This is a genomic window from Arthrobacter sp. P1_H7 (assembly GCF_056405215.1).
Map to the genome: position 1 here is coordinate 33,622 of NZ_JBFUCO010000020.1, position 14,860 is coordinate 48,481.

General features: G+C 63.8%; 15 protein-coding genes and 1 pseudogene. 8 read left to right on the forward strand and 8 right to left on the reverse strand.

From position 1 onward, the window contains the following. Nucleotides 1-35 precede the first annotated feature (35 nt). The 3 genes from AC1DXI_RS18330 (at nucleotide 36) to AC1DXI_RS18340 (ending at nucleotide 2,305) form a co-directional block, all read left to right on the forward strand. The gene (locus AC1DXI_RS18330) at nucleotides 36-584 is read left to right on the forward strand and encodes a TOPRIM nucleotidyl transferase/hydrolase domain-containing protein (protein ID WP_476939800.1); all 549 of its coding nucleotides are present in this window, start codon (nucleotides 36-38) and stop codon (nucleotides 582-584) included. Then, nucleotides 581-865: a hypothetical protein gene (locus tag AC1DXI_RS18335; protein ID WP_476939801.1), complete on the forward strand. Its 285-nt coding sequence runs from the start codon at nucleotides 581-583 to the stop codon at nucleotides 863-865. The genes AC1DXI_RS18330 and AC1DXI_RS18335 overlap by 4 nt, the downstream gene beginning before the upstream one ends. A gap of 348 nt (nucleotides 866-1,213) precedes the next feature. After that, nucleotides 1,214-2,305, forward strand: a complete 1,092-nt coding sequence (locus AC1DXI_RS18340; RefSeq protein ID WP_476939802.1) for a phosphotransferase — start codon at nucleotides 1,214-1,216, stop codon at nucleotides 2,303-2,305. A 362-nt stretch (nucleotides 2,306-2,667) separates the two neighbouring features. Here the strand turns inward: AC1DXI_RS18340 and AC1DXI_RS18345 are convergent, their stop codons facing one another. Next, entirely contained in the window at nucleotides 2,668-3,522 is an 855-nt protein-coding gene (locus AC1DXI_RS18345) for a LysR family transcriptional regulator (RefSeq protein WP_476939803.1), read from the reverse strand. A 159-nt stretch (nucleotides 3,523-3,681) separates the two neighbouring features. On the opposite strand from AC1DXI_RS18345, the gene AC1DXI_RS18350 reads away from it, so the two are divergent. Beyond that, a complete protein-coding gene (locus tag AC1DXI_RS18350; protein ID WP_476939813.1) occupies nucleotides 3,682-4,572 on the forward strand; it encodes an EamA family transporter in 891 nt (296 codons plus the stop codon). 53 nt (nucleotides 4,573-4,625) lie between these two features. Here AC1DXI_RS18350 and AC1DXI_RS18355 read toward each other — a convergent pair whose 3' ends face one another. After that, nucleotides 4,626-5,120 (reverse strand): DUF1801 domain-containing protein, encoded by a 495-nt coding sequence (locus AC1DXI_RS18355; protein ID WP_476939804.1) that lies wholly within the window; start codon nucleotides 5,118-5,120, stop codon nucleotides 4,626-4,628. Nucleotides 5,121-5,200: 80 nt separating this feature from the next. Continuing rightward, nucleotides 5,201-6,133 carry a hypothetical protein gene (locus tag AC1DXI_RS18360; RefSeq protein WP_476939805.1) on the reverse strand — a complete coding sequence of 311 codons (933 nt, stop codon included), beginning with the start codon at nucleotides 6,131-6,133 and terminating at the stop codon, nucleotides 5,201-5,203. Between the two features lie 417 nt (nucleotides 6,134-6,550). On the opposite strand from AC1DXI_RS18360, the gene AC1DXI_RS18365 reads away from it, so the two are divergent. Then, complete coding sequence (locus tag AC1DXI_RS18365) at nucleotides 6,551-7,108, forward strand: putative immunity protein (RefSeq protein ID WP_476939806.1); 558 nt, start codon at nucleotides 6,551-6,553, stop codon at nucleotides 7,106-7,108. A 305-nt stretch (nucleotides 7,109-7,413) separates the two neighbouring features. On the opposite strand, the pseudogene AC1DXI_RS18370 reads toward AC1DXI_RS18365, so the two are convergent. From AC1DXI_RS18370 to AC1DXI_RS18380, 3 genes and pseudogenes are all read right to left on the reverse strand, one after another. Continuing rightward, a pseudogene (locus AC1DXI_RS18370) lies at nucleotides 7,414-7,995 on the reverse strand (LysR family substrate-binding domain-containing protein); the annotation flags it as partial. Further along, the gene (locus tag AC1DXI_RS18375; RefSeq protein WP_476939807.1) at nucleotides 7,992-8,681 is read right to left on the reverse strand and encodes a nucleoside/nucleotide kinase family protein; all 690 of its coding nucleotides are present in this window, start codon (nucleotides 8,679-8,681) and stop codon (nucleotides 7,992-7,994) included. The gene AC1DXI_RS18375 and the pseudogene AC1DXI_RS18370, both read right to left, overlap by 4 nt. Nucleotides 8,682-8,760: 79 nt before the next feature. Next, the gene (locus AC1DXI_RS18380; RefSeq protein ID WP_476939808.1) at nucleotides 8,761-9,375 is read right to left on the reverse strand and encodes a TetR/AcrR family transcriptional regulator; all 615 of its coding nucleotides are present in this window, start codon (nucleotides 9,373-9,375) and stop codon (nucleotides 8,761-8,763) included. A gap of 573 nt (nucleotides 9,376-9,948) precedes the next feature. Here AC1DXI_RS18380 and AC1DXI_RS18385 point away from each other — a divergent pair. Next, nucleotides 9,949-11,643 carry a SulP family inorganic anion transporter gene (locus AC1DXI_RS18385; RefSeq protein WP_476939809.1) on the forward strand — a complete coding sequence of 565 codons (1,695 nt, stop codon included), beginning with the start codon at nucleotides 9,949-9,951 and terminating at the stop codon, nucleotides 11,641-11,643. Nucleotides 11,644-11,777: 134 nt separating this feature from the next. Here the strand turns inward: AC1DXI_RS18385 and AC1DXI_RS18390 are convergent, their stop codons facing one another. Next, complete coding sequence (locus tag AC1DXI_RS18390) at nucleotides 11,778-12,257, reverse strand: cupin domain-containing protein (protein WP_476939814.1); 480 nt, start codon at nucleotides 12,255-12,257, stop codon at nucleotides 11,778-11,780. Nucleotides 12,258-12,368: 111 nt separating this feature from the next. Here AC1DXI_RS18390 and AC1DXI_RS18395 point away from each other — a divergent pair, with 111 nt between their 5' ends. After that, nucleotides 12,369-13,028, forward strand: a complete 660-nt coding sequence (locus AC1DXI_RS18395) for a TetR/AcrR family transcriptional regulator (protein ID WP_476939810.1) — start codon at nucleotides 12,369-12,371, stop codon at nucleotides 13,026-13,028. A 340-nt stretch (nucleotides 13,029-13,368) separates the two neighbouring features. Here the strand turns inward: AC1DXI_RS18395 and AC1DXI_RS18400 are convergent, their stop codons facing one another. After that, nucleotides 13,369-13,815: a GNAT family N-acetyltransferase gene (locus AC1DXI_RS18400; protein ID WP_476939811.1), complete on the reverse strand. Its 447-nt coding sequence runs from the start codon at nucleotides 13,813-13,815 to the stop codon at nucleotides 13,369-13,371. 758 nt (nucleotides 13,816-14,573) lie between these two features. On the opposite strand from AC1DXI_RS18400, the gene AC1DXI_RS18405 reads away from it, so the two are divergent. Beyond that, nucleotides 14,574-14,860, forward strand: a 287-nt coding sequence (locus AC1DXI_RS18405; RefSeq protein WP_476939812.1) for a GNAT family N-acetyltransferase, incomplete at its 3' end; no start/stop codon positions are given.

Below are 14,860 nucleotides of genomic sequence, written 5' to 3' on the forward strand. Positions count from 1 at the left end.
AGCCGCCGCGGCTGGGCGTTCGACATACTAGTTTTATGCAGGCGACGACGGTGTTGGTCGAGGGTGAGAGTGACCGGCTGGCGGTAGAGACGCTGGCCCTTCGCCTTGGCTACGACCTGGCAGCCTTGCGGGTGTCGGTCGTACCGATGGGCGGCGCGACCAGCATCGTCCACTTCCTCGACCGCTACGGACCGAATGGCGCGGGCCACCGGCTGTTGGGCCTGTGTGATGCAGGGGAATCTCATGTCATCGCACGCGCGCTCGGCCGGGCAGGGATCGGGTCCGGTTCGCTGGCCGAGCTTGGGTTCCATGTCTGTCACGCCGATCTGGAGGACGAACTCATCCGCTGCCTGGGAATCGATGCGGTGCTCAAAGTCATCGCTGCTCAAGGCGAGCTCGCGTCGTTCCGGCTCCTCCAGCGCCAGCCGTCCCTACGGGAGCGGCCAATACCGGCGCAGTTACGCCGGTTCTTCGGAGGACGCAGCGGCAACAAGGTCCGCTACGCGCCACTGCTGGTCAACGCGCTGCCGGCAGGACATGCGCCTCCGCCACTCGCCCGCCTCGTTGCATCATTCTCACTGTGATCCTGCCGCCCAAGAAATGGTCGAATGCCTTCAGCGTGTCCAACCACGTCCTGCGGAGGCGCACCCGTCTTGGAGTACATGAGCATCTTGTCCGGCAGGACGCTTTGGGCCTAGTCCTGCGCCAGATCGGCTCGCGGCCAGGAAAGAGCGCCGGCCTTTTCAATACTTTCGTTGAACCGTTTGAGCGAGCGGGCAAAATCCGCCAGCTCGACCTCGCTCCAGTCGGACAGCGCCCCTTCGAGGGCACGAACGAAGTGGCTGCGCTCGGCCCGGTCAGGTAGTCCTGCGGATTGCCCGATGACGGCAGGTTCGGGGAGGACGGCGACCCCGACGCCTTCGCGCCGCGGCAGAAGGCCCCTGCCCGCCGTCGTCGATCACCCACATAACAGCGGAACCCATCCGCTAAGTGTCGCAATCACCGCAAGAGTCCAAGGACTGTCTTATGGGACGCCGAGTGGACGGGAAAAAGCATTGATGAAATTTTCCTCATGAACGTTTCATCCACGCCTCATTGTTGTAGTTCATGCTGGACGCACGAACCGGCTTGTGCCGGAAGCGCCTGCGCATGGGGAGGAGGGGGCATGGATGGACGGAGCATGGCGCCTCCGCCGGATCCTGGAATTGATTCCATGGACTGGCCCTCCCCCGTTCCGACGACTGCCGACGACGACACCGGCACCTCCTGGATGGTTCAGCGGGCGTGGCCAGACGAGACGCCGGGAGAATTTGTCCTGGAAGTCCTGGCACCGGGACGGCCCGGCGTCCGGGGGGCCCACCTGCGTCAGGGGCAGTTCGAGCTTCTCCCGTTGGACGATCCGGGACTGCCCGCCCTGCGGGAGGAAGCACAGAAGGGGGAATTGATTTCATATTGGCCCTCCCGCCAGGCGGTCGTCCGGGCGGATGGCTGCTACATAAAGATCTTCGGCCCTGGCGGCGCCGTCGTACCGGCCGAGCGCTGCGCACAAATGGACGTCCTCCTGGACGGCAACTTCACAACACCCAGAATGCTCCGTCAGAGCTCCCGGGAGGACGTCCTCGTTTTCAGCGCCATCGCGGGACCGACTCTGAACGAGCTGGGCCGGGAGCAGGGCGCCGCCTGCGATGAAGCGTTCGCCAGGGCGTGGGAGAAATGGTCGCGCGCCTGGGTCGCGGAACTCAACGGCACCTTTGGTCCCGCAGCACAAAGCGTCCTTGATAGCCTTCCGCTCCGCCCACCAGAGTGGGAAGTCACAAAGATGTGGCGACGGGTGGACGACTGGTTGCGGCACAATGAAAACGTCCCGGAGCTGTCGTCTCAGCGCGAGGCCTTGCGCGCCGCCGCGGAACGAGTGGCCACGAACCTGCTCCGGACGGCACCGGATCCGATCGTATGGGCCCACGGAGACCTTTACGACAAGCAAATCATCATTCCCGACGGCGACATCCCGCCCGGATTGCTGGACTTCGACAGTACGGCCCGGGCCGAGGCCGCGCGGGATCTGGCCGGTCTGGATGTCCATCTGGAGCTTCATCTACGACGTAACCGCATGACGCCCGCACGCTATCTGACGGCTCATACCCAGGTGCTGGCCGCCGCCGAGGAACTGCACGTCAGTCCGGGCCGATTCGATGCATACGCGGACGCCATCTGGCTTCGTCTGGCACTTTCGCCGCTACCTGGCCGCTTCTCCCTGGCCATCGCCGTCCTTGCGGAACGGGCCGCGCAGGAGTTGAGACAGTGAGTCGCCCGGCCCGATGACGGCATCCTCCGCACCGACGGCGAGCTGCCCAGCGGCGCCAGTCGATCTCCGTTCCGGTCAGGAACCGGTACGGCAGAGAAGGCTAGCCGCGGGTGAACCGGGCGAAGCCGGCGTGAACGTCACGGACTATGACGGTTCCGGAGCCAAGGAGCTGTGCCTTCGCTCGAAGTTGCGCCACTAGGTCCTCGGTTGGTCGGCCGAATACCTCGATCGTTCTCAGCTTGATGAGCGGCACCACTGGCACGAATTTGGGGCCCGCCACCTATTTTGGCGGAACAATTCAAAGTCTCGGCCTTTGGTCCACGCTGAATCACTGCGGACTCGGCACCGTTTGAGCCGGGTCCTCAGGATAAGAAAACCTCCTGGGCCTGGCGGGCAAAGTCTGCGACGAGGGCTGAGGGATCGTCGCGCCGGAAGGCAAGGAACACGGAGATTGGCGGGGCATCGCGGACGGGCCGGTACGCGATGCCGGGTCGTGGATTCTGTGCAGCGGTGGCCTCTGAGGACATGCCGATGGCTTGTCCTGTGGAGATGAGCATGAGCCATTCGTCGACCCCCTGCACGAGCCGGACTGATGTCGGCCTGGCGGTTTCGGGCCAGAGTTCTTGGGTGGTGGTTCCGGTGCGGTGGTCGACCGCGAGCGTGTGGCCGGCGAAGTCCGCCATGCGCAGGAAGCGCCTCCGGGCCAGAGGATCCGCTGTTGCCATGGCCGCGTAGCGTGCTTCCGTTCCGATCGGCATGGAAGCGAAGCGGTGGTCACTGAGCGGGCGCCTGACAACAGCGACGTCGGCGGATCCGTCCGCCAGCCCGCCCGCGGCGGCGTTTGTCTGTACCCATACGAGGCGGACGTCGGGGTGGGTCTCTTCCCATTTGCGTTGCAGGGCCGCGGTCCGGCCGCCGAGCGCGGACCATGCGTAACTCACCCTGAGCTCTCTGCTGTGGCCACGGGCTTCCCGTTCCAGGAGCGCGACCTCGTCCAGGACCCGCCGCGCGTGCTCGATGATCCGTTCCCCTGCTGCCGTGGGGGTGATGTTGCGGGTAGTTCTTTGCAGAATCCGTAAACCCAGTGTCCGTTCCAGCGTTGCGACGGACCGGGACACAGCGGCCTGGGACGTTCCGAGAGCGATGGCGGCGTCGGTGAAGGTCTGGGCGTCGATCACGGCCACCAGTGCCCGGAGGTACCGCAGTTCAACATTCATACGCTCATCGTATAGAACGCTCGTTGAACACATTTTTTCGCCGAAGGTTTTGCTCGGAAACTTAGCCCTATGGAAGCTAATTCAGCGCAGGGTGCAGACCGGGCAGGCGTCTCCGGCGTCGACCAGAACGGGGCGTCGGTTCTTCGTGGTGTGCTGACCATGACGGGAAGCGGGGTCAGCAATCAGTTCGGCGCCGGGATCGGCGCGCACGCCTTTCCGTTGATCGGGCCGGCGGGCGTTGTGGCAGTGCGGCAGCTTGTGGCTGCCGCGGTGCTCCTTCCGGTTGCCCGGCCTCCCCTTCATCGGTTTACCCGACGACAGTGGTGGCCCGTACTTCTGCTGGGAGCGGCCACGGCGCTAATGAATATCTGCCTTTACCTGGCAATCGAAAGGATCGGGCTCGGCCTTGCCGTCACCTTGGAATTCCTCGGTCCCCTGGCGGTTGCACTGCTGTCATCGAGGAGCAGGTGGGATCTGGCGTGTGGGCTCACCGCTGGGTTGGGAGTATTCATTCTCGTCATGCCCGGGCCGAGCAGCGACTTAGCCGGCGTTGCCATCGCCATGGCCGCCGCCGCGTGCTGGGCGGCATACATCCTCCTGAACAGGGTTGCCGGGCAGCGGCTGCCCGGCCTGCAAGCCCCTGCCGCGGGGTCGCTGGTTTCACTGGTTTTCTACCTGCCCGTGGCGGCCTTCCTCTTTGCTCACGGTGTATTTACCGGTCAGGCGGTTCTATACGCCGTCACTGCCGGCGTTCTTTGCTCCGTTGTGCCCTACGCCGCCGATCTCCTCGCACTTCGGCGCGTACCGGCCGGCTTCTTCGGCGTCTTTATGAGCATCAACCCCATCCTCGCCGCGCTCTCCGGAATCTTGGTACTGGGCCAGGTTCTCGTCCTCCACGAGTGGCTTGGCGTTGGCCTGATCGTGGCCACGAATGCCGTGGCCATCTGGCTGGCAGGACGCAGGGCCAAGACTGTTCAAAGGACGCGCGAAAGCGGTCACGGTGCGCAACAGTGGGAGGGACTTGTGCGTGGGACATTACCAAGCGACTAAAAGGTGAGGCTGTGCGCGGTTCGCATTGCGCGGCCCCGGAGTAAGCCCCCGGTTCAACGCTTCTTGCCCCCGACACCCGGCACGGACGCGACCTGCTTCATCCACGCCGCGATCTGGCGTTCGTCGACGTCGTCCATGGATTCGAGCTCCACACCCCGCGTCGACTTACCCATCCCCACCGGTGTCACCGGCGGTACAGGCTCGAGCGCCGCGCCATTAACAAACATGAGCTTGACGTGGCCAGCAAAACCGCCGCAACTGAAGCACCACCCATCGCCGACACCGTAGTACGACATGCCCCACTTCACTGAGCGCCGGAGGCCGGGCAGCGTCTTTGCCGCCAAAGCGTCGACCATTTCGGCGATACCGCGCTGCGGCTGTGGCAGGCTGGCGATATATGCGAAGACCGGCTTGTCGCCGACCGCCGCTTTCGCGGGGCTTGCCCTGCCGGTCATGGCTTCCGGCAGAGTAGGGGCGACGTCGACAGGTGCGCCAGTGCGCATGGCCATCTTTTGGGCTTCCCTCTTACCGATCTCACTGCTGGTCATGGAGAGTATTATTCTTCCCATCGCGAGACGGAGCCACAACCGTTTTCTCGCGTGCCGTATCGGACTCCTCGAGGAAGTCTCTATCTGTCCGCAGTTATCGATTCCAGGACGGCCTGGAATGCTGGACTTACTCGTATCGCCAGGCCACCATCGTCGGATACCTCGGTAAGTTGCTCGTAGCTCGTCCCGTTCCACCAAAAGACGTGCGGACTCACCGGTGTAGGTGAATCGCTGTATCCCATGGCGGCGAATCGGGCCATTCCGTTAACCGCTGGAATGACGGTGGCGTCTTCGATGATGTGCCAAACGACTTGGTGTCGATTCGGGACGCTCATGAGCCAGCCGAACTCTTCTCGGACGCGCTTGCCCATAAGTTCTGAGGCCAAGTCGGGAAGAAGGAGAGCCCGGCTCGCGGTGTAAACAGATTCACCTAGTAGAACTGTGAACGAGCCCCCTCCCGGTGCAGGGAGGGTTTCGAGTTCTTCGATTTCCAGCCCGCGAAGGTTCGCAATCCCCTGGGTTCTGAGGGCTTCGAACCCGCCGAACTTGTTTGCGTTGTTGTGACTGAAAACCGAAACTGTGTCGGGGAGGTCGAGCGCGATCATCTCGACGATGCCCGGCGCGAACTCCCTGTGCGGGTAGCCGTCGATCCCTGGCATGCTCGCTTCATCATAAAGGCGTGCGAAAGTCTGCCTCGCTACGTCAGCAGGGTCAAGGATGTCGAACGGATCGGGTCCGTCGAAGCCCACCAGAACGCGCTGAAGATGTTCGCGTATCAGGTCCCGCCACACGGATTGCGGCTGGTCAGCACAAGCGGCGGCCACATTCCAAAATCCGAATTCACGCCCGGAGTCATCGACAGCGTGACCAGGCTGAACATGGACTTCGAGTCCCAACTCGGCGAAAACTTCGCGCGTGATCGTTCGGAAATTGTTGGCGCCTGAAACCGTGAAGAACGTGAGGTGCGAATCAGGCGTTTCCGATTCGGGAGACTTCTTCCTGAAGATGCCCACAATGACCCGCTTTCGTCGTGGCGGTCGATCGATTCAAGTCGACTATGGCCAGCCTGGGAGTTTCCGCTACCGTCAGTGGGTCCACAGGCTGAACACCCGATGAACCCGATTCCGATTCTGTCGCAATCCGATCGGAAACCATGTTGCGACCCGCCCGGTAGAGACCTCCAGCGCAGCCTCCCCGCTTGCTGGATTCAGTCGCCCAAAGGCCCATATTCGGCTGTTCATGCAACCACCCAAGTCCCCGCACGTGGGCCGGAACAGGCCGCATTGCGTTAGAGGAGGGTCCGGCGCACGCAAATCATGTCCAGGGTTCCGGCCGAGAGTCCAGACATGCCCAAGTATCGAGATCGAGATTCGCGTGCATCGCGCTGCCCGTAAGCCGATCGGACTGTGAGCCGTGTGTACGGTACTGGTATGGCTTCTCCGCAGACGCTAAGGGAGGCCGAGCGCCGTATCGTCGCGGCTTGGGCCGCAGACTGCGCCGAGCGGGTCGTGGCCTTATTTGAGGCAGAGGCGCCGGCAGATGATCGCCCCCTCGACGCCATCGCCCGAGCCCGGGCTTTCGCTCGCGGTGAGCTAAGTGCCGCCGAAGAGATCCGCCGACGGTTTGTGGCTGGCCGTGCCGCACGCGAGGTCAATCGCCCTGCCGCGGTGGCTGCCGCCCGGTCTGCCGCGCAAGCCGCCGCCGTCGCCCACATGGGAGCGCACGCTTTGGGAGCAGCCGCGTATGCCGCGAAAGCGGCCGGACTGGCGGCGCCCGATCGGCCCCAGACGATCGACGACGAGGTCCACTGGCAACTCGAGCACATGAGCGCCGAAGCCCGGTCCGCGCTCCGGCGCCTGCCACCGCTGGGCGGGAATTCCGCCGGTCCGCTGGGGCCAGGACTTCTGACGTCCGGAATCGTCGCCTCGATCATCCGCAAGATCCAGACCGACTTGGCCCGCCCCGGCCGGCCTGCCTCCTCCAGCTGAATCTGCCACCGGCCAGCCGGGTCCCCCACTGCGAGACCATCCGCCCGCACTGGCGCTGCGGGAAAAGACGATACAGATACTGGCCTGATCAATGGTGACCGGCGTGACTGGAATAAACAGGAACGGCGGCACGCCGGGCCGTCATTGTGCCGTTCAGTTCCGAGAGTCCGAAGCCGGCTACCGATTGTCCCTTTTGTCGGATCACACCCACGCATTCCATCCTTGCTGAAGGCCGGCGGCACCAATTTTTTGATGGGTGTCTCGGCCCCGTCGCGGTCCCCTTCAGGGGCGGAGCAGGCGATGAAGTGTTCGACGAGAGGTTCGTGGTCTCCCGAGCGGACCACGACGGAGAGCTCCACCAGGTCGACGCGCCTGCGCAGCTCCCGCCAGACGAGGTCCTGGGGCTGCTGTCTGACAGAGGACTCGGGTGCGAGTGTTACTCCCAGCCCGCATTTGACCATGGCCAGTTGGGAGTTGATGGAGTTGGCGTAGTGCTGGGCCTCGGGGCTGAAACCTGCCTGCCGGCAGGCTGCCACGAGTTCGTCATGGTAGTCCGGGGAGACGGGCCTTCGCAGCCACACCCATGACTCGTCCCGTAACTCGGCGAGGCTGACCGGCCCTTCACCGCCCGCCAACCTGTGGTCTTCGGGCATGGCGACCACAAAATGGTCCCGCCGTAGCGGCACCGACTTCAGGCGCCGGCCCGTTACGGTCCGACGGATGATGGCAACGTCCAATTCCCTTCGCTCGAGCGCGTCGCGCCCGCGGTGGGAGTCGATCTCCTGCACCTGCAGTTCCACGAGCGGCCGGGTGGCGCGGAACCGCTGCAGGCCACGAGAATGCTGGAAACCCGGCCGCCGTGAAGCCGGGGCGCGGTTTCCGGCTATTCGAGGCCGGGTGCCGAGAGGGTCGCGGGTGTGTGGTCGATGACGAGTGTGCTCCGCTGGTTTCCTGCTGCTACCAGGCGGGCGTTGCGTTCGTCATTGCCGGTTGCACGCCATTCGGCGATGGCGGCGTCGTTGTCGAACTTCAGGTGCCGGGCGGTGAGCCGGCGCAGGCGTTCGTCCTGGTCGAGTTCCACGAACCAGGTTTCATCCAGGAGAGATGCGACCTCGTTCCATGGGGCCTCGTCAAAGAGCAGGTAGTTGCCCTCGGTGATGACCAGGCGTATTTCCGGCGGGACGGCGATGGCCCCGGCGATCGCGTCGTTGACTTCGCGGCGGAAGACCGGCGCGAAGATCTCCCGCGAAGTCTCCGAGCGCAGCTGGCGGAGCAACGCGACGTAGCCGACGCCGTCGAAAGTGTCCGGAGCGCCCTTGCGGTGCTCCAGCCCGCGGGACTCGAGCAGCGACTGCGCCAGGTGATATCCGTCCATAGGGACCAGGGCGACCTGCCGGGGATGGTTGGTGAGCAGATGCTCCAGCAGCCATTCAGAGATGGTGGATTTTCCGGCACCAGGCGCCCCGGCTATTCCAAGCAGGCACCGTCCGCGCCGCTGGAGCAACGCTTCAGCCCTGGCGAGGAGCTCCTGCCGGCCTGATTCGTCCCAGCGCAGGTGCAACGGAGTGTTCATCGCTTCTTCTTTCCTCCTCTGGCCCGGGAGCCACCTGACCACGGGCGCTCTGAGGCTGCAACGCTATAGGACTGCACAATCAATGGTCGGCGCCCTGGAAGTCACCGTCGGCGGCGAGTCGGCTTTCCAGGCCCATGATGATTGTGTCCAGCGTCAGGCGGAAGACGCGGACGTCACGGCCTGGAACGGTGAGCCCGTCTTCGCCGACAGTGGGGAGTTTGAGGCTCGACCACCGGCGGAGCGCGCCATTGAGTTCGGCGGTGACGACTCCTGTGATGACGACGCCCCCGAGAGCGGTGAACTGCGGGAGCTCCGAGCGCGGCACCCCTGCGGCGTCCAGGATCGCGGTGAGCGCAACCAAGAACGGGTCTTCGGGCTGGATGAAGTCCGCCTGGTGGCTGAACGAGTAGCCCATGAGCTTGGGGTGGCGGTGCGCCAGGGTCCGGAAATCCGTGGCGAGCAGGCGGATGCGCTCCTGCCAGGGAGCGCCCTCCCGCGCCACGGTGCGGAACTGGGTGCCGACCATTCTGGCCACACCGCGCAGCACGGCGTCCTTGTTCAGCACGTGGTGGTACAGCGACATCGGGTTCGCATCGAGCGCAGTCGCGAGTTTGCGCATAGTGAGCGCCTCGACCCCGTCCGCGTCAATGAGCCGAAGGGCAGCGGCATAGATCCCGGCCTCGGTCAGAGGCACCTCTCTCTTCCTCGTTCCCCGCGGGGAACTTTGCCGAGTTTGGCGAGGATTTGCTGGTACATCATGCCGTGAACCCACATTAAGAGATGTTGTCGTGGAGGCTCCGTTTCGTCAGTCCCGTCAGCTCTGCATCAATCAACTAGCGAGTGACCATCGGCCCCGTGTCGATTCAAGCTTTTTGCAAGGTGCCCCTGGCAGGATGCGTTCCGACGTTTCCCGATTGAACGTGGGGTGGTTGTTGTGTATGAAAACGCGAGGTCGAAACGCTCCGTCCGGTTTTGGGTAGTTTCCATTGTTATTTTGGGCGCCCTTGGGGTCGTGGGCTGGTACGCGATGAGCGTCGTCGCGCGCCTGTTGTTCCCTTCCTGAGACAAAATCATTAGTTTGCCTCAGGGGCGTTCCTGACAACAATTGCCAGGGAACGACCGGGAGTGTGGGGAGCCCTTGCCGTGCCGACGCAGACCGTCGATGGCTGGGGTGCAACGATCCGATCATCGAGTCCTGGTCCCGCGCAAGGCTGAGTTCGCCCGATTATGGATGGCGAGCAGGGGCATGATGGGACATGATCGGAAGATGCGCCGATCCGGAAAGATTCCATTCTGGGCGGTCCCGCCAGCCTTGCGTGGCTACAGGATCGAGTGGCTGCGCCACGACCTGGTGGCCGGCGCCGCGCTCTTCGCAATCTTGGTCCCCGCGGGCATGGCGTACGCCCAGGCCGCCGGCCTTCCACCGGTGACCGGCCTGTACGCGACGGTAGTGCCCCTGCTTGTCTACGCAGCAGTCGGGCCATCGCGTGTGCTGGTGCTGGGGCCGGATTCCTCGCTCGCCCCGATGATCGTTGCAGCCTTGGTTCCCTTGGCCGCGGATAACGAGCAGAAATCCGTGGCCCTGGCTGGACTCCTGGCCATACTGATTGGCGGCATCTTGCTGCTCGGCTCAGTGCTGAGATTGGGCATCGTCACTGGACTGCTGTCGAAGCCCATCCGGCTCGGCTATCTCAACGGCATCGCCTTGCTGGTGGCCGTGTCCCAGCTTCCCACCCTCCTGGGGATCTCCGTAGAAGGCAGTACAGCCTGGGAAAAACTCATCGCCGCAGCGCCGAAGGTGCTTGCCGGCGAGACCAATTTGACGGCACTGCTGCTCGGCTTGGTCTCACTGGCGCTCATCTGGGTTCCCCGCCGGCTGAAATGGAGGGTTCCGGGCGTACTCATTGCGGTGGTTGTGTCCTGCATCGCCGTGGCCCTGCTGGGTCTCCAAGAGCGTTTGAAGGTCACAGGTGCCCTCCCGCAGGGGCTCCCTGCACCGGCGCTGGGCGGAATTGGCTGGGCCGATGTCCTGACACTGTTGCCCGCCGCCGCCGCGATCGCCCTCATCGTCTTCGTTGATACCGGAACTCTGTCCCAATCCCTGGCGGCCGCAGAGGACGGCAGGGTATCCGGCAACCATGAAATGGCAGCCTTGGGTGCGGCGAACGCTGCCACCGGGCTACTGGGCGGCTTCCCGGTGTCGGCCAGCACGTCCCGTACGCCGGTGGCAGTCGAGTCCGGGGCGAAATCCCAGCTCACGGGGGCGGCAGGCGCCGTCCTGGTGCTCGGCTTCATGCTCGTGGCGCCCGGCGTCACCGAGTTCCTGCCGGCCACAACCCTTGCCGCCATTGTCATCGCCGCAGCCGCCGCCATAGCCGACCCGGCCGGTGTGCGACGGCTCATCGGCATGAGCCACAGTGAATCGTTGGTAATGCTCGCGACATTCTTGGGGGTCACCATACTGGGCGTCCTCCCGGGCATCGCCGTTGCCATCGGTTTGGCGATCCTGGACTTCCTACGGCAGGCCTGGGACCCCTACCGTGCTGAGCTGGTGGACGTGCCAGGGATTCCCGGGTACCACGACGTGAGCCGTCATCCGGATGGGGAACGCATCCCCGGCCTGTTGATCCTGCGCTTCGATGCACCGCTGTTCTTCGGCAACGGAGCCTTGCTGGGATCGTTCGTGCGCAACGAACTGGACCAGGCGGGGGACGGCACTGAACGCGTGGTGCTCGCGGCCGAACCAGTCACGGGAATCGACACGACTGCACTGGACGAGTTGGTGCAGCTTGACGAATGGCTGGACCGGCACGGTGTGGACCTGGTATTCGCCGAGCTCAAGGACCCGGTCAAAGACAGATTGTTGCAGTACGGCATGGGCTCCCGATTCTCTCCCGACCATTTCTACCCGACAGTGAGCGAAGCAGTGAGGGCGTTCCAACGGGAGAAACGGGAGGGATAGCAAAACGGCTATCCCCGGTCGTCGTCAACCAGTTCCTTGAGCCGCTGTGGTTACCCAGGCCTAAACTGAAGCTCTCAATGGCAAACCACGGACGCCTTGAAACAGAAGGGCGGGCCTCTGCGCCTGGGCCCGTGTCAGCCCATCGGAGGTGTGAGCCCGTACCGGGCGATGATGTCCGGCAGCCAGGGCGGCTCACCGAACTGAAGCCCGTATTCGGCGGCCATTTTGCCAATGACCTCGGGATCCGGCGGACCGGCTTCAAAGTGATCGGCCAGTCCCCAGAAGAAATGCTCAAACCCGGCCGGGCTGATGATCTCAATCATCCGGGCGGGCACTTTGCCGGCATTCCACATCGTGTGGAGCTCCCCCCGCGGTTTCGTGATGTAGCCCCCGGCTCCGAGCACCGCCTCACGATCGCCGGACCGGAACCCTATCTCGCCTTCAAGGACGATCGAGTACTCGTCCTCCCTCGTATGAGTGTGCGGGGGGACCAGAGCCCCGACAGGGAACGGGTGCTCCACAATCGAGAGCTGTTCATTGGTGTGTTCGCCGAAAAGCTTGAAGACAACGCCGATTGTTCCGAGACTGCCCTCCCGTCCGTGGCCCGGCAGCACAACTGTCAACCGCGGAGCCCTTTCAAGGTCCATAACAGACCACCCCTCCAATTTCAATATACAATGGTGTTTACCGAAATTGTCCGCCCAGGAAGGAACCGAGTCAATACATTGAGTGAACACCACCGTTCGTCCAAGAGCCGCCGCTACGAAATGAGCAAGCGGACAGAAAAGATAAGCGGCACTCACCAGCGCATCGTCGATGCGGCCGTGACCCTGCACGGTTCCATCGGGCCGGCCCGCACCACGATCGCGGGCATCGCCGAAAAGGCTGGTGTCACCAGGCTGACGGTCTACCGCCACTTTCCTGACGAGGAGGCACTATTCTCCGCCTGCTCCTCACACTGGCTCTCGCAGCAGCAACTGCCGGACCCCGAGGAATGGTCCCGGCACACCGACCCACTGGAACGCCTGACCGTTGGCCTATCCGATCTGTACCGGTTCTACCGCGGCGGCGAGGCCATGCTCACCCGAATTTATGCGGACTGGCATGCGCTCCCCCAAGCACGCCGCACGGCCCTCGAATCCTCGAACGCCCACTTCCGGAGCATTCTTGTCGAGCCGTTCCCCGAGCCGAACAGGAATTCCCGGTTTAACGCCACGCTCAGCCACGCGGTTTCCTTCTGGACTTGGCGATCACTTTGCCATGACAACGGGCTCTCCGACGATGACGCCGTCGAAGTCATGTCCACCCTGATCACCGCCGCAGTCCGCGCTCCAGTGACGCCCGACGCACCCATGCCAGAGAACGCGGGAGTCCGCGGACAGTGAACAGCTAAAGCCGGCGGACAGGACCTGCTGCCAGGTCGGCTGCAATTGGTGCCGTGCGTGGCGGCCAGTGTCAGAGGGACCTGACCACAGAGAATGTACACACGTTAAAGCGAACCCCCCCTCTGACGAGGGGGAATGCTGTGCCCGAGGTGGGACTCGAACTGCATTCCCTCCCGCGCAAACACTGGCCCTCCGCGGAAAGAAGCGGAATCCTGCCCGATCCGACACGAGTACGACCCGATCCGAAGCCCGAAGCCCGAAGCGTGGCCAATGTACACACCCCACTTTGGTCGCCCCGGAGTCCTCGGCAACACCGTCTCCGGTTCAAAGGGATACGGCCCTAACGGGTGCTGAAACTGAAAATGGTGACCGGAGAGCCGGCTGCTCCCTCAGCACGATAGAAGTCGAGAGCGTGCTCGTCTTCGTTGTCGGCCGCTACGAAGACCTCATTAATGCCCATCTGTGCCGCGGCGCGTTGCAACTCCCGCACGAGCCGGGTGCCGACGCCTTGCCTCCGGTGGTCCGGATGTACGGCCAGATCGTAAATGAACAGCTCCGACGCCATACATCGGGTCATCGGCAGTCGGTGTGCCGTGAGGCCACCCACTATATCGGGCCCGGCGAACGCTCCCAGGGCCCAGAAAGAGTCCTCACCAAGGAGCCTGTCGACATAGTCATCACCGAGCGGCTCGCTGCCCTCGCCGAAGACCTCCGCCATCAGTGTGAACATGAACTGTGCCGCAGCAAGGTCGCCGACAACCAGTCGCCGGATCTCGAAAGCGCTCATTCCCACATCCTTTCACCCAACAGCCGTGAAACGGACGGATGGTTGCAGCGCACCAGAGCCCAGCGACGTCACCGTGCCCTGCACCCGCTCCCCCGCCCAGGCGGCGCAACGCAGAACCCCTCCTGATCGACCAAGAAACCTGCCCGGTCGCCCGGATCACAACCTCGGAGACATCGACCCCGGCCTGTTGCGCCAGGGCCCACAGCATAGCCCCGGCCACCGATTCCGGCACCATGGCCGCGTCGGGCGCTTCCTCCCACAACGGCGTATACACGTGGCCTGGAGCGATAGGCAGTAACCGGACGCCGGTGCCAACGAGATGCTGACGCAGCGACCCCGCGCAGCCCGTGACCGCCCACGCGAGACCTGCATTTGCGTCTCCACCTGGCCGTCGGCCAACGCCTAGCGTGAACGCTGATGATGCCGCAGGCCACGTCGATGTAAGTACACTCCGGCATATCGCCTTCGGAGAGCCGAGAGCAGTTCGATGCCTTCGCTCAGGAAAAGATCATGCCCCTCAGCGTGCAGGCCGGTTTCGCGGGGCCTCCCAAGCTGACCTTCCACGACGTGCACAATTACTACACTCCCGGGAACAGTGCCTGAAGCCTGGTATTGCAGGGCGACGCCGGCCACTTCAGTCCAGGGACTCCTTGGTGTCGAAGATGCAGCCGCAACCGCAGTTCCAGACGCTCGTCCAGCGACGGCAATTCACCCGTAAATCGGTGTGACGGGTCTTCCCCCGGTGCGAGAATGTCTGCATGCGCACCTTCCTGGAGACCGAACGACTTCTACTCCGGCAGTTCACTCCCGACGATGCCGGACTACTCGTGGAACTGGACAGCGATCCGCGCGTGATGCGGTACATCACCGGCGGAATCCCCACCTCCCGGGGCGAAATAGAAGGCGACTTCCTCCCGGCATTCCTCGACTACTATCAGCGCTTTCCCGGCTACGGGTTCTGGGCCGCGCTCGAGAAGACGACCGGGGAATTCCTCGGCTGGTTCCACTTCCGGCCGGGCCCCGACGATCCACAAGATCAGCCGGA